Source organism: Methylomonas koyamae (assembly GCF_019669905.1).
Taxonomy (GTDB): domain Bacteria; phylum Pseudomonadota; class Gammaproteobacteria; order Methylococcales; family Methylomonadaceae; genus Methylomonas; species Methylomonas koyamae.
The window spans coordinates 2200718-2219325 of sequence record NZ_AP019777.1; the positions used below are offsets into that span (position 1 = coordinate 2200718).

At 54.1% G+C, this 18608-nt stretch carries 19 protein-coding genes; 11 read left to right on the forward strand and 8 right to left on the reverse strand.

Going from position 1 to position 18608, the window contains the following annotated elements:
* Window positions 1-103: 103 nt before the first annotated feature.
* Both imuA and lexA read right to left on the reverse strand, forming a co-directional pair.
* Window positions 104-715 carry a translesion DNA synthesis-associated protein ImuA gene (gene imuA, locus MKFW12EY_RS10205; RefSeq protein ID WP_221054480.1) on the reverse strand — a complete coding sequence of 204 codons (612 nt, stop codon included), beginning with the start codon at window positions 713-715 and terminating at the stop codon, window positions 104-106.
* Window positions 712-1320 (reverse strand): transcriptional repressor LexA, encoded by a 609-nt coding sequence (gene lexA / locus MKFW12EY_RS10210; protein WP_221054481.1) that lies wholly within the window; start codon window positions 1318-1320, stop codon window positions 712-714. The genes imuA and lexA overlap by 4 nt, the downstream gene beginning before the upstream one ends.
* A gap of 453 nt (window positions 1321-1773) precedes the next feature.
* Here lexA and MKFW12EY_RS10215 point away from each other — a divergent pair, with 453 nt between their 5' ends.
* The 3 genes from MKFW12EY_RS10215 to MKFW12EY_RS10225 are packed head-to-tail and all read left to right on the forward strand — an operon-like array spanning window position 1774 to window position 4805.
* Window positions 1774-3258, forward strand: a complete 1485-nt coding sequence (locus tag MKFW12EY_RS10215; protein WP_221054482.1) for a hypothetical protein — start codon at window positions 1774-1776, stop codon at window positions 3256-3258.
* 30 nt (window positions 3259-3288) lie between these two features.
* Window positions 3289-4065: a glycosyltransferase family 2 protein gene (locus tag MKFW12EY_RS10220; RefSeq protein WP_054761982.1), complete on the forward strand. Its 777-nt coding sequence runs from the start codon at window positions 3289-3291 to the stop codon at window positions 4063-4065.
* Between the two features lie 50 nt (window positions 4066-4115).
* Entirely contained in the window at window positions 4116-4805 is a 690-nt protein-coding gene (locus MKFW12EY_RS10225; RefSeq protein WP_221054483.1) for a TVP38/TMEM64 family protein, read from the forward strand.
* Between the two features lie 23 nt (window positions 4806-4828).
* Here the strand turns inward: MKFW12EY_RS10225 and MKFW12EY_RS10230 are convergent, their stop codons facing one another.
* A complete protein-coding gene (locus MKFW12EY_RS10230; protein ID WP_054761962.1) occupies window positions 4829-5635 on the reverse strand; it encodes a response regulator in 807 nt (268 codons plus the stop codon).
* A gap of 139 nt (window positions 5636-5774) precedes the next feature.
* Here MKFW12EY_RS10230 and MKFW12EY_RS10235 point away from each other — a divergent pair, with 139 nt between their 5' ends.
* Both MKFW12EY_RS10235 and MKFW12EY_RS10240 read left to right on the forward strand, forming a co-directional pair.
* Window positions 5775-6338 (forward strand): DUF447 domain-containing protein, encoded by a 564-nt coding sequence (locus MKFW12EY_RS10235; RefSeq protein WP_054761964.1) that lies wholly within the window; start codon window positions 5775-5777, stop codon window positions 6336-6338.
* Window positions 6335-7054, forward strand: coding sequence for a (5-formylfuran-3-yl)methyl phosphate synthase (locus MKFW12EY_RS10240; RefSeq protein WP_221054484.1), 720 nt, complete (start codon window positions 6335-6337; stop codon window positions 7052-7054). The genes MKFW12EY_RS10235 and MKFW12EY_RS10240 overlap by 4 nt, the downstream gene beginning before the upstream one ends.
* Here MKFW12EY_RS10240 and MKFW12EY_RS10245 read toward each other — a convergent pair.
* The 3 genes from MKFW12EY_RS10245 to MKFW12EY_RS10255 all read right to left on the reverse strand — a co-directional run bounded on the left by MKFW12EY_RS10245 (window position 7039) and on the right by MKFW12EY_RS10255 (window position 8898).
* Entirely contained in the window at window positions 7039-7359 is a 321-nt protein-coding gene (locus MKFW12EY_RS10245) for a hypothetical protein (protein WP_245006490.1), read from the reverse strand. The genes MKFW12EY_RS10240 and MKFW12EY_RS10245 overlap by 16 nt on opposite strands.
* A 133-nt stretch (window positions 7360-7492) precedes the next feature.
* Window positions 7493-8089: a chemotaxis protein CheD gene (locus tag MKFW12EY_RS10250; RefSeq protein ID WP_064021472.1), complete on the reverse strand. Its 597-nt coding sequence runs from the start codon at window positions 8087-8089 to the stop codon at window positions 7493-7495.
* A complete protein-coding gene (locus MKFW12EY_RS10255) occupies window positions 8086-8898 on the reverse strand; it encodes a CheR family methyltransferase (protein ID WP_245006491.1) in 813 nt (270 codons plus the stop codon). Before MKFW12EY_RS10255 ends, MKFW12EY_RS10250 begins: the two co-directional genes overlap by 4 nt.
* Before the next feature lie 542 nt (window positions 8899-9440).
* Between MKFW12EY_RS10255 and MKFW12EY_RS10260 the strand changes: the two genes are divergently transcribed.
* Genes MKFW12EY_RS10260 through MKFW12EY_RS10285 form a run of 6 tightly spaced genes read left to right on the forward strand, consistent with a single transcriptional unit; the run spans window position 9441 to window position 15871 of the window.
* Window positions 9441-10265: a methyl-accepting chemotaxis protein gene (locus tag MKFW12EY_RS10260; protein ID WP_373280601.1), complete on the forward strand. Its 825-nt coding sequence runs from the start codon at window positions 9441-9443 to the stop codon at window positions 10263-10265.
* A gap of 20 nt (window positions 10266-10285) precedes the next feature.
* Window positions 10286-10654, forward strand: a complete 369-nt coding sequence (locus MKFW12EY_RS10265; RefSeq protein ID WP_064021475.1) for a response regulator — start codon at window positions 10286-10288, stop codon at window positions 10652-10654.
* 33 nt (window positions 10655-10687) lie between these two features.
* On the forward strand, window positions 10688-11020 hold the full coding sequence (locus MKFW12EY_RS10270; protein ID WP_054761968.1) for an STAS domain-containing protein: 333 nt from the start codon (window positions 10688-10690) through the stop codon (window positions 11018-11020).
* Window positions 11017-13227: a chemotaxis protein CheA gene (locus tag MKFW12EY_RS10275; RefSeq protein WP_221054485.1), complete on the forward strand. Its 2211-nt coding sequence runs from the start codon at window positions 11017-11019 to the stop codon at window positions 13225-13227. The genes MKFW12EY_RS10270 and MKFW12EY_RS10275 overlap by 4 nt, the downstream gene beginning before the upstream one ends.
* Before the next feature lie 41 nt (window positions 13228-13268).
* Window positions 13269-15305 (forward strand): methyl-accepting chemotaxis protein, encoded by a 2037-nt coding sequence (locus MKFW12EY_RS10280; protein WP_054761970.1) that lies wholly within the window; start codon window positions 13269-13271, stop codon window positions 15303-15305.
* Window positions 15306-15325: 20 nt separating this feature from the next.
* Window positions 15326-15871, forward strand: coding sequence for a chemotaxis protein CheW (locus MKFW12EY_RS10285; RefSeq protein ID WP_221054486.1), 546 nt, complete (start codon window positions 15326-15328; stop codon window positions 15869-15871).
* 358 nt (window positions 15872-16229) lie between these two features.
* On the opposite strand, the gene MKFW12EY_RS10290 is transcribed toward MKFW12EY_RS10285, so the two are convergent.
* Window positions 16230-16628 carry a bacteriohemerythrin gene (locus MKFW12EY_RS10290; protein WP_064021480.1) on the reverse strand — a complete coding sequence of 133 codons (399 nt, stop codon included), beginning with the start codon at window positions 16626-16628 and terminating at the stop codon, window positions 16230-16232.
* 27 nt (window positions 16629-16655) lie between these two features.
* Window positions 16656-18530 (reverse strand): methyl-accepting chemotaxis protein, encoded by a 1875-nt coding sequence (locus tag MKFW12EY_RS10295; RefSeq protein ID WP_221054487.1) that lies wholly within the window; start codon window positions 18528-18530, stop codon window positions 16656-16658.
* Window positions 18531-18608 lie beyond the last annotated feature (78 nt).

Here is an 18608-nt window from a genome sequence, read left to right on the forward strand (position 1 = left end):
GCACAGCCAGAGTTTGGCAGGGGACTTCGATGCTCCGGCGGGTGCGGCCGGACCCGGTGCTAGCTGTCGATTAAGGGCGAGGGCGGTGGCGGCCATCGGCGGTTTATAGGCTTAACATCAACGACGCGCGGCGCAAACTGCCGCGGGCTTTGACAATGTCCACTGCCAAACCGCTTGCACTCGGACGGACGGCGACACGTAAAACCGCACCGGAGTAACTTTGGCCGGGCAGGGCGAACAATACCGCCAAGGCCGAGCCGGTTTCGGCGGCCAATTGCAACCGGCGGATTTGCCGGGCGTCGAGCCGGCGCGGCCATAACAACACCATGCCGCAGCCGCCGCTACGCAGCAGTTTTTCCGCACACCAGGCTATATCGTGGTCTTTGTCGGCGTTGACGGTCAGCAGTTGGGTCAACGCCACGCCGGCTTGTGACAGCGCCGGGGCGTAGGGTCGATACGGCGGCGCGATCCAGGCTATCCGGCGCCCGGCGCGGCTCAAACCGGCGATGGCCGGCAACAGCAGGCGCAATTCGCCGCAGCCCGGCGCCGGGATGGCGATTTCCGCCAGCGTGCCTAATGGCCAGCCGCCGCCCGGTAGTGACGCATCCAGCTCGGCAAAACCGCTGCCGACCACGGCCCAGGCGGCATGGTCGCAGTGCAGGCCGCGCCAGATGCCGGCCCGGCTGCGCAACAAATCCGCCAAGGCCGGGTTCATAACGCTATGCGGCGAATCACGCCGACCACGATGCCTTCGATGGCTAACGCATCGCGGTGCAAGTCGATACCTATGGTTGTGAAATCGGGATTGGCCGGTTCCAGATAAGCGATATCGCCGTCCAGCCGCAGCCGTTTCACGGTGGCTTCGTCGCCGATCCGCGCCACCACCAGTTGCCCGCTACGCGCGTCGGGCCGGCGTTGCACGGCCAGTAAGTCGCCGTCCAAAATTCCGGCGTCGCGCATGCTCAGGCCGTGTACTCGCAGTAAGTAATCGGCCCTCTGCTGGAATAATTCGGGGCCAATCTGGCAATAGCCTTCGATATGTTGTTCGGCCAGAATCGGTTGTCCGGCGGCGACCCGGCCGATCAGGGGCAGGCCTTGGTCGGTGCCAGGCTTGAGCAGACGAATGCCGCGCGAGGCGCCCGGCGTCAGTTGAATCGCGCCTTTCTTGGCCAAAGCTTGCAAGTGGCCGCGAATAGCGTTGCCGGAACCCATGCCGAAGGCCGCGGCGATTTCGGCTATGGTCGGCGGAAAGCCTTCCCGAGCCAGAGTGTGCTCGATGAAGTCCAGAATTTGCTGCTGGCGGTGGGTAAGGGGTTTCATGCTGTTTTTATGAATACTGTTTATATATACAGTATATTTTGGCCGGAGCCGGTGTGCAACAGCCTCAAGGCTAAACAAAGCGAATCGGAAAACTGGTTATACTGGCGGTGAAAAATCGATTTGCCTTAAAGTCCAGTGTTTATGGGCTAAGATAAATGGGAACATGTCCAGGTATCCCTTAAGGTTCGGGTCCTGAATTTTTTCCGTCTAACTGCCATAAAGCGGCTGATTACGTTCAATTTAGTGCAACAGGCATGGCGTTTTGCAAAATCGGCTTGATGTGTTTTGCTCGGCAAGTCAGGTTTGATTGGTGCGCCGTTGCAATAATATAGCTAGCTGGTTGGTGAAAAACGTTTCAAATATTCAAATATGCAGATATATGTTATGGGTTTAAATTTAATGGTTAGTCGTGCCTTCAATTGTTAGAAATAGTTGGAATCGAATATTAAAATCATGAGTGGTAGTAAAATTTATTATGGTCGCGCCTTAGATTATTGCTTGCTCTTTATTGCTGGTGCGCTATTGCTGTCGATGGGGCTTAAAGCAGTATTTGATATCGATAGAAATTTCGATAGTTGGGCCTACCATTTACCGTTTGCAGCCAAGCTATGGGGAATTATTCCCGGCGAAGCCTATTTATTGGATGGATATTGGCAGCCAAGATTTGATGGTTTCGGTTTGCTCGGTGAATTCTTTCAAGGTTTTTTCTGGTTTATTAGCGGAAGGCCTGAGACGACCAATCTGGTGGCTTATTTCAGCCTTCTGATTTATTTTTTATTTTTAAAAAAGTATTTCAAAATTCCATTGCATTTGTCGGTGTTGGGCTTGCTGGCGATTCCGCTGGTACAAATTCATGCCACAGTTTCCTATGTCGATTTGCCCAGTTCGATAGCTATGGCGGTTTTAATTATGATCACCTACCGCAGCTATGTTTCATCGGAGCCGATCACAACGGCGGATTTGATAATACTATTTGTCTCGGCTGCGATAGCTGCCAATATGCGCTTGCAATTTGTGCCGATTGTTTTTGTCGTGCTTTGTTTTACCGGGTACCAATTATGGATAAAATCGGCAAAAGTATACTTCGAATCGGGCAGGAATAGTTGGTTATTATTTTTTTTAGTTGCGTTGGCTCTACTGGTTATATTCGCTACGCCGATTAAAAACCTGTTTCTGCATGGTAATCCGGTTTATCCGGTCGTTGTTAAAATTGCCGGAATTGAATTGAATCATAGAGAACTCCCGCCATTGGAGCCAAGAATTCCCGGTAATGATTTAGCCAGGCCGATATTGTGGTTATATTCGCTATTTGAAACCATTCCAAAACCCTACTTTAATGGCTGGTCAATTGGCGGTGGCCAGGAAACCGTCGGCGACCAATTCGGCGGATATTTCGGCGCTTACGTTATTTTAAATGTTCTGTTGTTGCTTGGATTAAGTTATTTGAATTGGGCTAAGGAGACCAAGCTAGCCATCATTGCGATGGTTTTGATGTCAGTGGTCGTCGCTTTGATGCCCAGTTCGCCGCGGCTTAGATACTATATGTTCTGGATGATAGTATTGGTCTCGTTGAATTTTTATTTGATTTGCAATCTGGCATTTTCCGTTGCACAGGCAAGATTTTTGAATTCGCGCAATGCCGGATTAATTTCTGCATCAGTACTCAGTTGGGTAATCATCGTTACTCAAGGCGTGTATGTTCGGCCCTATTTTTACTCTTTCGAAGAGTATTATAAAAAACATGTTGACTTTGTGTTGCTAAAGCAAATTCAGGATGGGGATAAAGTTTGTATCAAAATCCCGCGCGAACACGAGCATTGGCTGTTTCTATATTCATCAGTTTTCCAGCGTCCGCTTCAGTACGCGATCAAAAGTGGAGCCACTGCTGAGGATTGCAATGGCTGGAAAATGTTGGAAGAAGTTAAAGTTGGGTCTTAGTTTCTAAAATCTATTATTTAAGGGTTGAACATGTTGAACGATAAAAGGGTGGCAGTCGTATTGCCGGCATATAATGCTGAGGCGACTCTGTTGGCTACTTTCAATGAAATTCCGATGAATATTGTTGACGATGTGATTTTGGTCGACGATAAAAGTACCGATCGTACTGCTGAATTGGCTCGAGAGTTGGGGATTCATACGATTGTACATCCTGAAAATCGTGGCTATGGCGGCAACCAAAAAACCTGTTACCAAGCCGCACTCCAACGCGATGCCGATATTATCGTAATGTTGCATCCAGACTACCAATATACGCCGAAATTAATTACTGCTATGGCTTCTATGATTGCCGAAGGTGAATTCGACGCAGTATTGGCGTCCCGCATTCTTGGTATAGGTGCGCTCGCCGGAGGTATGCCGCTGTATAAATACATCGCCAACCGCTTCTTGACATTTACTCAAAATCTATTGGTTGGCCACAAATTATCAGAGTATCACACAGGATATAGGGCTTGGAGCAAGAAAACACTGGAATCGTTGCCGTTGTTAAATAATTCGGACGATTTTGTTTTTGATAACCAAATGCTGGCGCAAACGATATATCAAGGCTTTAGAATCGGCGAATTATCTTGTCCGACCCGTTATTTTCCGGAAGCCTCTTCGATCAACTTCAAACGTAGCGTTATCTATGGCCTGGGTGTTTTACACACGTCAATCCAATTCCGCTTGCAACGTTTAGGTTTTAAAAAATACGATCTGTTTTCCGACGAAGCCTCAGCCCGATTAAATTACAAAAATAAAGTCTAATGAATACGCCGGGTTCACGAAAAACCGGCCCTAGTACCGGGCTGAAAATTGTGGTATCGATTTTTCTGTTGACATCGGTGGCTATCCTAGGCTTCATAATACTGGGCGGGAAACAGCAAATTTCAACTGCCGTTCTACAGTTGGCCGAGCTATTGACCCGCTACGGCACTGAGGGCCAACTCGTATTTTTGCTGGTATTTTTCGTCGCCTCCCTGACTGGAATTATTCCGCTTTCTTTATTGGCTGTGGCTAGCGGCGGACTTTACGGATTATGGAAGGGATTTTTGTTGTCGACGATAGGTACCAGTTTCGGCGCTTTGATGGCGTTTTTACTGAGCCGTTATGCTTATCGGTCAAATATCGACGAGTGGGAGAATCAGCATTTGTCGATCCGCCATCTCGATCAGGAAATCGCCCGGCGCGGTTGGATATTCGTGCTGTTGTTGCGCTTGTCGCCGGTGGCACCTTTCAGTTTGGCCAGTTACGCGTTTGGCTTGACCAAAATTTCCCTGATGGCCTACATGCTGGGTTCGATCGGGGCAACGCCGGCGTTACTGGCTTACGTTTATACCGGCTCGATTTCCGGTACCGCCTTGATGGCATTGACCGGGAATGGAGGCGAACTGAATCAAGCGCAGTTAATCACCTTGGTCTTGGGTTTTTTGGCCACAGTTGCCGGGGTAGTTTATTTTGCTCATATCGCCAAAAAAGGTCTGGCCGGTTTAGAAAACGCCGATTAAACAGCGGCCGGTAGCATACTGGCTCAATCCGGCTCCAAAACCCGATACAACATTTCCTTGACCGTCTGCGGATTGAAGGGTTTGTCGCAGATGCCGGATACGCCGGCTTTGTGGACGTTGGCGAGCCGGGTTTCGTTGTCTTCGCTGGTAACCATCAGGATCGGGATGATCGAGTTGCCCAGATCCTGGCGGATGGCACGGATCAATTGCTGACCGTCCATGACCGGCATGTTGTAGTCGGTGACGATTAGATCGAAGCCGTTTTGGTCGCGGCTGAACACATCCAGCCCTTCCTTGCCGTCTTGCGCTTCGGTGATTTTCTCGATTCCCATATTGTTAAGCACCCGGCCGATATGCTTGCGGGCGAGCTTGCTATCGTCGACCACCAGCACCCGGACGTTTTCGATATCGTAATGTTCCAGGCTGATCTCTTGCGGATCGATGAATTCGATCGTCGAGCGCAACGCATGTTTCAAATCGTCGTGGGCGAACGGTTTCGGCAATATCGCCACAACGCCGGCCTGGCGGATGCTATCCAGCACTTCGAAGCTGGATTCGCTGGAAATCAGCATGAAGGGGATATGGCTCAATACTTCGTCTTCCCGGAGTTGTTCGATCAGAGCGGTCGCCATCATGTCCGGCAGATACAGGCTGCTGATAATCAAATCCGGCCGGTGGCAATGCAAGCTCTCCAGCGCCGCCGCACCGCTCGATACGCCCTCGACCTTGGCGATACCTTCGCCGCGCAGGTGTTGCAAGATGACTTTGAGTTGCGTCGGCGACGGTTCGATCAGCAGAATCGACAGGTCGGCAATGTGGATGGCATGCATAGTAGGGCGCTCAGTTTTATAACGGCCGTGGCGGCCGCGGGCAAAAAAATGACCCGATCGGTGCCGGCAAGATTAAAATTATCCGTTGCTCCGCCTGATGCCAGGCGAAATTCACGATTCAGGATAGACCTAAACCCTCATGATTCAAGAAACCCTGATAACCACTGCCAATGCTCAAGGCCAGGTACATATCGCACCGATGGGTGTGCATATCGACGGCGAGTGGCGGATTATCCTGCCGTTTCGGCCGTCCGCGACGCTGGAAAATCTGTTGCTGAACCGAACCGCAGTTATCAATTTTTGCGACGACGTCCGGATTTTTGCCGGTTGCTTGACCGGGCGCCGGGATTGGCCGTTGCGGCCGGCCGAACGCGTCGCTGGCTTTTATCTGGCCGACACGTTGGCCCATGCCGAATTGCAATTAGAGCGGATCGAGGAAGACGAATTGCGGCCCAAATTATTTTGCAAGGTGGTCCATTCGGTTAACCACCGGCCGTTTCAGGGGTTTAACCGGGCGCAATACTCGGTATTGGAAGCGGCGATTTTAGTCAGCCGGCTGGATATGTTGCCCCCGGAAAAAATTCGGGCCGAGTTGGATTATTTGCGGATCGGTATGGACAAAACCGCCGGCGACAACGAACGGCAGGCGTGGGGCTGGTTGATGGACGCCATCGAACGGCACCGTTGCGGAGGCCAAGCATGACCGGGATGTTGGCCAGCGTGAACAGTCTGGCGGAAGCGTTGCTGGTGCAACGCGCAGCCGTCGATATCATCGATTTGAAACAACCGGCGCAAGGCGCGTTGGGAGCGTTAGCGACCGCCAGCGTCGCCGAAATCGTCGCTACGTTACCTGTCGCGACCCGGATCAGTGCGACGGTCGGCGATCTGCCGATGCTGCCCGAACGGCTGTTGCCGGCGGTTCGGGAAATGGCGGCCACCGGCGTCGATTATGTGAAGATCGGTTTTTTCCCGGGCGGCGATTGGCCGGCCTGCCTCGAAGCGTTGCAAGCCGTTGCCGGGCAAGGCATTGCCCTGATTGCCGTATTGTTTGCCGATACTCGTCCCGATTTCGCCATGATCGCCGAACTGCGCCGAGCCGGTTTTCGCGGCGTAATGTTGGATACGATGGATAAGGGCCGCGGCTCCCTGACCCAATGCATGGATGCGTCCGAATTGCGTACTTTCGTCGATGCGGCGCGCGCGCAGGGCATGTTGACCGGTCTGGCCGGTTCTTTACGCTGCGAGGATGTACCGGGTTTGCTGGCGTTGGCGCCGGATTATCTGGGTTTCAGAGGTGCGCTGTGCCGCGAGCATTGCCGGACTGCGCAGTTGGACCTTAACCGGATTCGGCAAGTTCGCGCCCAGTGGCCGGCCGAGCTTGCCGCGCTGTCTGGGGACCAGTGTTATTCGGCCGTATAAACCGCCGAGGGGCTGATTGGGCTGGCTGCCGCGCTACGGCGCTCGCAGGGGGTGTGGTCGGTGCCGGGCTGCCGGTTGCAATCGTACAGACGGTAGCGGTAACAGATCGCGCAACGGTTCAGCCGGCGCTGGTAGCGGGCGTAAGCCAGGATCAACAGCCGCTCCAGCCGCCGGTTTTGTTGGGTTTCGGTGTGGCGCTTGATCAGCAACCCGGCGTAGAGCCGGCGTGCCTGATCGATCAGAGTATCGTTGTCCATGATGGCCGCCTGCCGGTTTGATGGGTAGCTGTGTTCTAGGGCCGGCATAGCCAAGTTTCCAAGTCTGGTCGCTTGACCGGCCGGCGCCGGATTCATTGTCCACGGTCTCGATCCGGCGCGCAATCCGGCGCTTTGCGCGTGTGCAGCTTAAGCTGGGCCAAGCTCGGCCCAAGCCAGTGCCTCACCAAAATTCGGCCGGCCGGTGCTGGCGTTCGCGTTCTTCGATGTTTTTCTGCCAATAACGCTGTTCGGCGCGCTCCAGCCACTGTTGTTGCGCGGTATCGATTTTTTTGACGTACACCGAATAATCTTCCCCGACAAAATGCACGTTTCTGCCGATATTGCCGCCCAAACCGGCTCCGACCAGCGGAATATGTTCGTTATGCAGAAATTGTTTAATGAAAAGCACGTTGACGTCGCCGACCGATTTTAGGTCCGGGTTGTTTTCGCGTAGATGCAAGACGTTGCCGCCGCCGAAACATTTCGCCTTCAGTTTATGCCGGTCGGCGCCCAGCTTCATCATTTGGTTGATCAGAAGTTCCATGGCGAAGATGCCGTAACGGCCTTCCTCGGATTGCAGCAGCGGCAGGTGTTCGGGATTGCGTCGGTAAGCCAACAGGAAGTGGTTCATGCCGAACACGCCGTTATCGGGGTCGTACAAGCAGGCGGCAACGCACGAACCCAGCAAGGTCGAAATGACTTCGGCTTGCCGCGAAGCATAATATTCGCCGGGGTCGAGAATGATACGGCGGGTGCCTTTGTAGGGAAGGATTTTCACGGTTTGCGGTATATCGACGGGCTTATCTGCTGCAGCGGTCCGCTGATACCGTGCAGGCTCTCCGAATGGCTGATGAAAAAATATCCGCCTGGCTTTAGCGCCGAGAGTAAACGTTCCACAACCTGTTTCTTAGTGTCGTGATCGAAGTAAATCAATACGTTACGTAAAAATATCAGGTCGAATTTGCCTAAGCTGGCCGGCGGCGGTTTCATCAGATTGACTTGTTCGAAACTGACTCGGCCGCGCAGTTTAGCGTCCACTCTGAAATAGCCCTGTTGGCTGCGTACCCCTTTCAAGCAGTATTTGCGCAACAGGCGTGCGTCCATCTGTTCCAAGCGGTCCATTGGGTAAAGCCCGTGGCGGGCGGTTTCCAATACCCGGCTGCTCAAATCGGAGCCGACGATTTCCCAAGTCTTTACGCCCAGGGTTTCGGCGCAGACCATTGCCAAAGAATACACTTCCTCGCCGCTGGAACAGGCCGCGCTCCAGGCTCTAAACGGGCCACCGCGCCACTGCCGCAGTATCCGTTCGCGGACGAATTCGAAGTGCTTGGGTTCGCGAAAGAAATAGGTTTCGTTGGTGGTCAGAATGTCGACCATAGTTTGAAACTCGTGGGGATAGCCGTCGCCCAAGGCCAAATCGTAATAATCGCCGTAACTGTCCAGATTGTAATAATCCAGGCGTTTCGCCAGGCGGCTGGCAACCATGACTTTCTTTTCCGGGCTCAGGGAAATGCCGGCATGATTATAAATTAATGCGCGGAAGCGTTCGAACTCCGCCGCGCTCATGATGGATGTGCCGATAATCAAGGTGCTCCGAGGCTAAATGTTAAGTATTTTCAGATATTTTTTCCGAAATGCCGGAAATTTAACAATACTGAAATCCCAAATATGGTGCTAGGTTGAACGCTGTCCTAAAACTCTCTACTATCCCAACCATGGCTCAGTAATTTAATGGAAACTACATGTCTGGTACAACAAGCGGCCCAACCATCAAAGATATCGATACACGCGCTTACTACGGATTAACGGTGGGCCTGGGATTGGCGGGCGGCTTATTGGCAGCTGCATTGGCCGGTTTCAGCCTGGCCAGCGTGCTGGGCGCGGTGGTGTTAGTACTGGCCGGGGCTCTGGCCGGTTCGGTCTTGGCCGCTAAGCAACAAGCGGCGTTAAACGACGTAAACCGGGCGTGGCGCGGCGACGAAGAGGTCAAGCTCAAAGACCTCGAAGCTTACGTGGTCGAATTGGAGCGATTGTTTTTACAGGTGGTGCCGATCCTGCTACGCCAAGTGCAGACCTCGCGCACCCATACCGAGCAGGAAATTACCGTGTTAACCGACCGTTTCGCGGCGATGGTTACCCAACTGGAGCGTTTGCTTGCCGGCGGCAGCCGCCACCGCGAAGACCGGGGTGTCGACGTGTTATTCAACGAAACCCGGGAAGCGTTAACCACGGTATTGCGGGTATTGAGCCAAATTCAAGACGTCGAGCACGCCGTGGTCGATGAGGTCAGAAAATTATCCACCCATACCAAACAACTGGATTCGATGGCGCAAGAAGTGCGTAAGGTCGCCGAACAAATCAATTTGTTGGCCTTGAACGCCGCGATCGAAGCCGCCCGCGCCGGGGAAAATGGCCGCGGCTTTGCCGTTGTGGCCGACGAAGTGCGCAAATTGGCCGGCTTTTCGTCGGCAACCGGCGAAAAGATCAGCCGGGCGATCGAAGGCATCAATTTGGCGATGGCCTCGACGCTGAAAATGTCCGAAGCGTCCGGCACTTCGGACGACAAAGCCATCCGCGACGCCGAGCAGGCGATTCGCACCGCACTCGACGATCTGCATAAAGCGTTGGATATGTTCAAAGACGATGCCGACAATCTGCGCGGCAACAGCGCGCAGATTCGCGACGAGATTTACAGCGTGCTGACTGCGTTTCAATTTCAAGACCGCGTCAGCCAGATGCTGTCCCACGTCGAACACAACTTGAACAATTTGCAGCGTGCGGTGGATGCGATCAGAACCGCCGGAGTCCGCCATGCCGATAGCCTGGATGTTAGCGAGACTTTATCCAGAATGGAACTTAGCTACACGATGCCGGAGGAGTTGCTGAACCACTCGGCGTCCGCGGCGATTAACCGGCAAAGTTCCTCGGGCAGCGAAGAGATTACCTTTTTCTAAGATCTGTTAAGGAAGAAACCATGGCCAAAACCATCATGATTGTTGACGATTCGGCGTCGATCCGCCAAGTGGTCGGTATCGCCCTGAAGGGCGCCGGCTACGACGTGGTCGAGGCTTGCGACGGCAAAGACGCGCTGGCTAAATTGACCGGGCAAAAAATCAATCTGATTATTTCCGACGTCAACATGCCGAACATGGACGGCATTAGCCTGGTCCAGGAAATCAAAAAATTGGCGGCCTACAAGTTTACCCCGATCATGATGCTGACCACGGAAGCGGCCGACGATAAAAAACAAGCCGGTAAAGCCGCCGGCGCCAAGGCTTGGTTGACCAAGCCGTTTCAGGCGCCCACCTTGCTGGATGCCGTATCCAAATTGGTACTGCCTTAATTCGTTTTTCAAGCGGCCCCGGAGGCAACGGCCATGGCTATCGAAGTCAAACAACAGCGGCCCGGTAGCGTCCATCTCGCTATCGACGGCGATATAACAATATACAACGTCGCCGAATTGAGACAGGCCTTGTCGGCCTATCTGGATACGGTTAAAGAGATACAGCTCGATCTGGCCGGCGTCGCCGAAATCGACGGCGCCGGTGTGCAATTGTTGATGTTTTTAAAGCAGGAAGCCCTAGCGAAAGGGGGCGAGTTGAGTCTGGCCCGGCACAGCGAAGCCGTCGTCGAAGTGTTGGAATTGCTAAATCTGAGCACGCATTTCGGCGATCCGATAGTCATCTCCGCCGATTGGAAGTCTTTATGAACGAAATGGATACCGCGCTAGCCATCTTCGCCCAGGAAGCCGAGGAACTCCTGGTCGACATGGAAGACGCGCTGTTAAGTCTGGACAGCGATCCGGACAACGGCGAAACCGTCAATTCCTTGTTTCGGGCGATGCATACCATCAAAGGCTCTTCCGGTTTGTTCGGTTTCGATCCTATCGTGGTGTTTACCCACGAGGCCGAAACCGTGCTGGACAAGGTGCGCCAGGGCGAACGGCAGATCGATTCGAATTTGATCGCAGTATTGCTGGAAAGCAAAGACCACGCCGCCAAGTTGATCGAACATTGCCTTAAAGCCAACGGCACGGCAGTGCCGGCTGAACTGGCCGCGACCGGTTTACGTCTGATCGCGCAACTGAACGGCGGTAAAGAAACTGCGATTCAACAAAGACCCGACAGCGTTGAGGATCAGGTGCTGAGCGAGGGCGGAGGCGAGATTGCGGTCGACGAACATTGGTTGATATCGCTGGAGTTCAAGCCAGATTCGTTTCGAGACGGCATCGACCCGTTGTCGTTTTTACGCTACTTGAAAACTCTCGGCGATATCAAACAGATTGTGACGGTCGCCGAAGGGATGCCGAGCGGCGAGGCCATGGATCCGGAAAGTTGTTATCTGCATTTCAAAATCGCCTTTCAAAGCGAGGCCAGCAAGGAAACCATCGAACGGGTTTTCGAATTCGCCGCCGACGATTGCGAGATCAAGATTTTGCCGCCGAACGCCAAAATCGGCGAATACCTGCAATTGTTGGACGCCCAGGACGAAACCCGCTTGCGCAAGATTGGCGACATGCTGATCCAGGTCGGGGCCTTAACCGAACACGACGTCGAAACGGCCTTGCAGACGCAAACCGGCAGTGCCGGAGGCGAAGCGGAGGCTGGTACAAAAGCCAAGCCGTTAGGCGAAATCCTGGTGGAGCAGCACGTGGTGCAGCAGCCTTTGGTCGACCAGGCGTTGAAGAAGCAGGAACAGACCAAGCAAAAAATCGCCAGCGAGGCCAATTACATTCGGGTCGACGCGACGAAATTGGGCCATCTGATCAATTTGGTCGGCGAATTGGTGATTTCCAGCGCGGCGATGAACCTGATCGTCGAAAAGCACGGCTTGTCGGATGCCAGCGATGTTGCCGCCGGCATGAATTCGCTGGTCAACAGCATCCGCGATACCGCCCTGGAATTACGCATGGTGCAAATCGGCGATACCTTTTCGCGTTTCCGCCGGGTAGTGCACGACGTAAGCAAGGAATTGAACAAGGACATCCAACTTCTGATCAGCGGCGGCGAGACCGAGTTGGATAAGACCGTGGTGGAGAAAATCCAAGATCCGTTGACGCATTTGATCCGCAACGCCCTGGATCACGGTATCGAACATCCCGCACAGCGCCTGGCCGCCGGCAAACCTGCGCAAGGTACGGTGCAACTCAATGCCTACCACGAATCCGGCCACATTGTGATTCAAATCGCCGACGACGGCGCCGGATTGAACAGCGAAAAAATCCTGGAAAAAGCCCTGGCGAATGGCTTGATCAAAAAAGACCACGGCCTGTCGCAGCGGGAAATATACAGCCTGATCTTTGCCGCCGGCCTCAGTACCAAGGACCAAGCCACCAGCTTGTCCGGGCGCGGAGTCGGCATGGATGTGGTCAAGAGAAACATCGAGGCCTTGCGCGGTTCGGTGGAAATCGACAGCGAGGAAGGCCAAGGTACCACCATTTCGATCCGCCTACCGTTAACCTTGGCCATCATCGACGGCTTCATGGTCGGAACTGCGGCCGAACGCTTCATCATTCCGTTGAGCATGGTCGACGAATGTATCGAAATGTCGGCCAACGAATGCGAGATCGACGAGGTTCAGCATTACATCAATCTGCGCGGCAAGGTGTTGCCGTATTTGCGGCTCGGCGACTATTTCGGCACGCCCGCCGGCAACGCCAATCAGCGCGAAAGCGTCGTCGTCGTCAAGTTCGGCCAAACCGAGGCCGGCTTGGTGGTCGACGAGCTACACGGCGAGCATCAAACGGTGATCAAACCCCTGGGCAAGGTGTTCGAGCGCTTGAAAGGCATTACCGGCGCCACGGTCCTGGGCGACGGCACCGTCGCGTTGATCTTGGACGTGCAAGGTCTGATTCAAGCCGCCATCGAACATAAGCCCAGGCCGTTGGCCCACAAACCGGCGTTACGCCGGGTCTGATTTCGGCGGATTGCTCATAAATAACAACACGAGAATAGCAGATGAACATCAACGATTTGAAAATTAAAACCAAGATATTGACGGGAGCGATGTTGTTGGTGGCCATCACCATCGCTTTCGGGGTGTTGTCGAAAATTTATATCGGCAACGTGGCGGGAGCCTTGTTCAATATCACCGACAACAACGGCAAGTCGGTGGAATACGCCACCGGCGTGGAAAGGATGGCCTTGCAGACCATCATGGAAGAAAAGAATTATTTACTCTTTGAAAAAGATGAAATACACCAACGAGCCGAGGAAAACGTCAAAAATCTGATGGCCTATTTGGATAAGGTCGATCAGATTGCAAAGCAATACAACAACTCCGAGTTGTTGACGCAATCGAAAGTCGCACGGGAAGGAACCGCGAATTATGCTGAAAAGTATCGTGCCGGAGTCGCCGCATTAAAAAACAATAAGAAATTGGTTGAGGATATGGTCGAGAAGGGCGGTATCGTCGCTAAAGCCGCTGATAATTTCTTGAATCGGCAAGTTCGACTATACCAAGAAGCGATGAAAAAAGGCGCCAATGCACAAGAGCTGGATGGTTACGTGCAGCGCTATATCGGAGCCACGCGGATTTATGTAAAAGCGATGGAAATAATGCGCGCAGAGAAAGAGGAGGTAAATTATAAGGATCGTAACGCCTGGAAAAACATGCAAATCTGGCTGCCGGAATTAATGGGCTATTATGATGATTTGCAAAAAATCGTAAATTCAGAAGATGCGTTGCGACTGATTGACGAAGCGCGCAAAGCGACTCGCGATTACCAACAGTCTGCCCAGAATTGGATCAAAAACGACGACGAACTGAAAGTCATCCTCAAGGAAATGTCTGAATTGGGCGCCAATGTGATTAAACAGGCGCAAACGGCCGAAGATTCCGGTTATGCCCAACTGGGCAAAGCTCGCGAGGAGGCTGATAAGCTGGTTGACGAAGCCAATTCCATTATTTTAGGCACTATCGCTGCGGCGTTTATTTTGGGAATTATCATTGCGATGTTCCTGGCCAATCTGATCACTGCGCCTATTATCGTCGGCGTCCAATTCGCCAAATCGCTGTCCGAGGGAGATTTGACGGCAAAACTGGATGTGAACGGCAAGGACGAGATCGGCCAACTGGCTCAGGCCTTGCGCGACATGCGCGACCAGTTGAGCAGCGTGGTCAGCCAGGTGCGGGCGAATTCCGATACCTTGTCCAGCGCATCCGAGCAAGTCAGCGCCACGGCCCAGGCGATGAGCCAGATGGCGACCGAGCAGGCCGCCAGCGTCGAAGAGACCACTACTTCGATCGAGCAACTCAACGCGTCGGTGCAACAAAATACCGAAAACGCCCATGTCACCGAGCAAATGGCGACCAAATCCGCCAACGAAGCCCGCCAGGGCGGCGAGGCGGTGACCGAAACCGTTGCCGCGATGAAAAACATCGCCAAAAAAATCGGTTTGATCGAAGACATTGCCTACAAAACCAATTTACTGTCGCTGAATGCGGCAATCGAAGCCGCGTCCGCCGGCGAACACGGTAAAGGCTTTGCCGTGGTCGCAGCCGAAGTCCGCAAATTGGCCGAAAGCAGCCGAATTACCGCCGAGGAAATCAACGAACTGGCCACCAACAGCGTTGCCATCGCCGAAAAAGCCGGCAATCTGATTACAGCAGTAGTGCCCAACATCGTTAAAACGTCCGACTTGGTGCAGGAAATCAACGCGGCATCCGTCGAGCAATCCGGCGGCATCAACCAAATCAACGACGCCATGCGCCAACTGGATAAAGCCACCCAGCAAAATGCGGCCAGCGCCGAAGAACTGGCGGCCACGGCCGAGGAGTTGAACGGCCAGGCCACGCAGTTGCAGCAGGTGGTGGCCTTCTTCAAATTGGATGCCAATGCCAGGAAAAACCAAGGCTCCGGCCGCGGCAACTCGAGCGGCCGCTCGCCGCGTCCGACCGCCAAACCTTCGCGTGCGCCTAAGCCCAATGTCTCGGCCGCCGGTACCGCTGAGAGTTCTTTGGACTTTAACGAAGCGGATTTCGAACGTTTTTAACGCCGCCGGAGCATCATGAGATGAGTAGTCTGATTCGGAAAGAAAGCGCGACTGCGGTGGCTGCACAGGAGCAGGTCGGCCAATACCTGACGTTTTTGGTCGGCGGCGAAACGTTTGCCGTCAGCATCCTCGACGTCAAGGAGATCATCGAGATCGCCAGCGTTACCCGCGTCCCCTTGACGCCCGACTATATCCACGGCGTGATCAATTTGCGCGGTAACGTGGTTGCGGTGATCGACCTGTCGGCAAGATTGAGCCGGTCGCCGTCTCAGGTCAGCAAGCGCAGTTGCATCGTGCTGGTCGCGATGGAAATCAACGAAACGCTGCAGTTGGTCGGGATGCTGGTCGACGAAGTGCGGGAAATACTGGAGATTCCGGCGGCGAACATTCAACCGGCCCCCGATTTCGGGGCCGATATCCGTACCGATTTTATCGAAGCGATGGCGCGCATCGACGACGTGTTTATTATCCTGCTGGCTTTGGATCGGGTTTTGTCGTTGGAGGAGCTGTCGCTGTTGGGCGACTTGACCGCAGCCGAAGCGTTACGTTCGGCGCCGACCGAATGAGTGCCGCCAAGTCAGCCCAGCAAACTGGGTAAACCAATCGGCGATTGCCTGCGGCGAGCGTTGGTTTGGGCACGAGTCCGCCCGATGCTCGCCATGCGGTAAGTTATTTACATAGGGGTGTTCTCGGTGGCGGAATGATCCGACGCGGATGAAGTTACTCCGCTGGCCGCTATCCTTTAGTAGCCCGACCCGCCACGATCAAGACTCCCAGATACGCTCGACGGCGGCGATACCAGCCGCCAACAATGGCCTGTCGAGCACTGCGCCTTGATCGGAAGGCTTACAGTCACAGTAGAGCGGCTGCAAAGCCGCCGTTTGCGTTTCGGCATTGCCCTGGCGGGAACGCCGGCTACGCTTGTTAAGCTTCAAGTTTCAGACCTTTATCGCGGAAATACTCGCCGATTGCCCTGTCTTCAGTTTGGACGTGCTGAATCCAGTCGTGCATGAAGTTCAAGGTATCGTTTTGGTGCCAGGCCCCGCGCTGGATGATTTGGCTGGCTTCGACCAGTTTGTCCAGCATTAGATTGTGCGAGGCGGTATGGGCTTGGGTTAACGGGTAAGCGTTGTTTTTCATGAAGGTTTCTTCGGCCTCGAAATGCTCCCGGCAGTGCCGGTACAGCCGCATTACATTTTCCTGGAGTTGCGGTTGGTTTTCGGATTGGATTAAATCGTTAGCCAGCGCGAACAGTTGCCGGTGTTGAACGTTGATGGTTTCTTCGGCCACCAGATAATCGTCGCTCCATTCAAATTGGTTCATAGCAAATTCCACCTCGATTTTGGTTGATTAGCGGATTTTAAAAAATCCGATTTGTGCCACCAGGCTTTGGCTTTGCTCGTTCAACGCTTCGGCCGTGGCCGCCAGTTGTTCGGAAGCCGCGGCATTATGCTGGATGGCCGTATTGAGCTGCGCCATTGCCTGATTAATCTGATGCACACCGACGGCCTGTTGTTCCGATGCCGTTACGATTTCCTGCACCAGGTTTGCCGTGTTGGCAATGCTGGGGGCCATTTCCGAGAAAATGTCGCCGGCTTTTTGGGCGATTTGCAAACCGCTTTGTGCCAGTTCGCCGATTTCGGTGGCGGTGGACTGGCTGCGGTTTGCCAACTTACGGACTTCCCCGGCCACTACCGAGAATCCGGCGCCGTGTTGGCCGGCCTTGGCGGCGACAATCGACGCGTTCAACGACAGCAGATTGGTCTGGTAGGCGATACCTTCGATCAAGCCGATTTTTTCGGCGATTTTTTGCATCGCCGCGACGGTTTGCCGCACCACCTGCTCGCCGGTTTGCGCCGACTGCGCCGCGGCCAGCGCGATTTGTTCGGTGGAGCGGGCGTTGTGTTGATTGTGTTCCACCGAGCCGCTCAACTGTTCCAGTGCCGCACTGGTTTGCTCGATGCCGGCTGCCTGTTGGCAACTGCTTTGGCTTAGGGTTTGCGCGGCGCGGCTGACTTCGTCCGCCGCCTGCGAGATTTGCTCCGAGCAATCGCGTAATGCGATCACAACGTCGGTCAAGCGCTGCTGCATGCTCAGCATTGCCGCCAAGATGCCGCTGTGGTTTGCCGCCGTTTGGCCGTCTTGTGCCGCGAGTTCCCCGGCGGCGACTTTAACCGCCAGAGCTTTGACGTGAGCCGGCTCGCCGCCCAATTGCTCGGTAATGTCTTTGCGCAGAAACCAGAATAATCCGAGCGACAGGCCGAGTACCGCAGTCACCAATAAGCTATTCAGCAGCAGTTGCCATTGGGCGTCCTGTTGGATCGCATTGGAACTGGCGGTGATGTCGCGGGCGATATAGTCCTCGACTTGCTTTAACTGGTTGATTTTGCCGGTCTGCATCGCAAACCAGTGGGCCGGGTCGACGCCGAAACCTTGACCGCCGTTATCGGCCAGCGCTTTGCGCCGCATCGCCGCGGTTTCGTCGACGAATTGGCCGCGCAGGGTGTTGTTGGAAAAATCCAGATAATTGTCCGGCGCCGTCGCCGCGAACAAGTCGAGGTAAGCATTTTGCAACGCAATCAGCGCGATTAGCTTCTGGTACATGCCGGGGCCGAACGCGTTCTTGGCAAAGGTGTTGGCCAGCACCGCGCGTTCGATACCGGCTTGTTCCTTGCCTTTCAGAAAATTGGCATAGGCGGCTAACTGCTGGCTGAGTTTTGCATCCGCACTCAATTTCGGCAATTGGGCCAGGATCGTCAAATAGGCCGCGTTCAATTCCGAATAGTAGTTCACGGTGGCCTCGCCGCCGGCGCTTAAAGCGTCCACGCCGGCGCGGGTTTGCGTTAAGGCGGCGATACGCCGGCTGACATCCGCCAAACCGGCGGAAAAAAATTCCGCGCCGCGGGTGTCGACACTCTGCAGAAAACCGTCCAGCTTTGCCAGTTTTATATCGGTTGCCTGCCGCTGTTGCCCCAGTTCGGTTCTGAATTTTTGCCCGCCGCTGCCGAGAAAACCGCCCGACAGGCCGCGCTCTTTTTGCAATTCATGCACCAGATCGCTGGCCAGCACCGAAAAACCGGCCAATGCGGCGACATTGCCGGCCGATTGCATTTGGTGCAACTGGTTGTGAATCACAAAGGATGCCATCAGTAGTAAGCCGGCTAACGGCAATAACGCAAGCGCGGCGATTTTATGGCTGAATTTCAGCGAGCGCAGGTCAAACATGGCATTCCCCCGACGGATTTCGGATCAGCGATCTGTTTCGCCGCACAAAGCTGTATCGGCAGGCACGCGATTGCATAA

What these genes read in the sequence shown, in the direction of transcription:
- imuA (WP_221054480.1), bottom strand. Translation starts at nt 715, where the DNA reads ATGAACCCGGCCTTGGCGGATTTGTTGCGCAGCCGGGCCGGCATCTGG.
- lexA (WP_221054481.1), bottom strand. Translation starts at nt 1,320, where the DNA reads ATGAAACCCCTTACCCACCGCCAGCAGCAAATTCTGGACTTCATCGAG.
- MKFW12EY_RS10215 (WP_221054482.1), top strand. Translation starts at nt 1,774, where the DNA reads ATGAGTGGTAGTAAAATTTATTATGGTCGCGCCTTAGATTATTGCTTG.
- MKFW12EY_RS10220 (WP_054761982.1), top strand. Translation starts at nt 3,289, where the DNA reads ATGTTGAACGATAAAAGGGTGGCAGTCGTATTGCCGGCATATAATGCT.
- MKFW12EY_RS10230 (WP_054761962.1), bottom strand. Translation starts at nt 5,635, where the DNA reads ATGCATGCCATCCACATTGCCGACCTGTCGATTCTGCTGATCGAACCG.
- MKFW12EY_RS10235 (WP_054761964.1), top strand. Translation starts at nt 5,775, where the DNA reads ATGATTCAAGAAACCCTGATAACCACTGCCAATGCTCAAGGCCAGGTA.
- MKFW12EY_RS10240 (WP_221054484.1), top strand. Translation starts at nt 6,335, where the DNA reads ATGACCGGGATGTTGGCCAGCGTGAACAGTCTGGCGGAAGCGTTGCTG.
- MKFW12EY_RS10245 (WP_245006490.1), bottom strand. Translation starts at nt 7,359, where the DNA reads ATGCCGGCCCTAGAACACAGCTACCCATCAAACCGGCAGGCGGCCATC.
- MKFW12EY_RS10260 (WP_373280601.1), top strand. Translation starts at nt 9,441, where the DNA reads ATGGTTACCCAACTGGAGCGTTTGCTTGCCGGCGGCAGCCGCCACCGC.
- MKFW12EY_RS10265 (WP_064021475.1), top strand. Translation starts at nt 10,286, where the DNA reads ATGGCCAAAACCATCATGATTGTTGACGATTCGGCGTCGATCCGCCAA.
- MKFW12EY_RS10270 (WP_054761968.1), top strand. Translation starts at nt 10,688, where the DNA reads ATGGCTATCGAAGTCAAACAACAGCGGCCCGGTAGCGTCCATCTCGCT.
- MKFW12EY_RS10275 (WP_221054485.1), top strand. Translation starts at nt 11,017, where the DNA reads ATGAACGAAATGGATACCGCGCTAGCCATCTTCGCCCAGGAAGCCGAG.
- MKFW12EY_RS10280 (WP_054761970.1), top strand. Translation starts at nt 13,269, where the DNA reads ATGAACATCAACGATTTGAAAATTAAAACCAAGATATTGACGGGAGCG.
- MKFW12EY_RS10285 (WP_221054486.1), top strand. Translation starts at nt 15,326, where the DNA reads ATGAGTAGTCTGATTCGGAAAGAAAGCGCGACTGCGGTGGCTGCACAG.
- MKFW12EY_RS10290 (WP_064021480.1), bottom strand. Translation starts at nt 16,628, where the DNA reads ATGAACCAATTTGAATGGAGCGACGATTATCTGGTGGCCGAAGAAACC.
- MKFW12EY_RS10295 (WP_221054487.1), bottom strand. Translation starts at nt 18,530, where the DNA reads ATGTTTGACCTGCGCTCGCTGAAATTCAGCCATAAAATCGCCGCGCTT.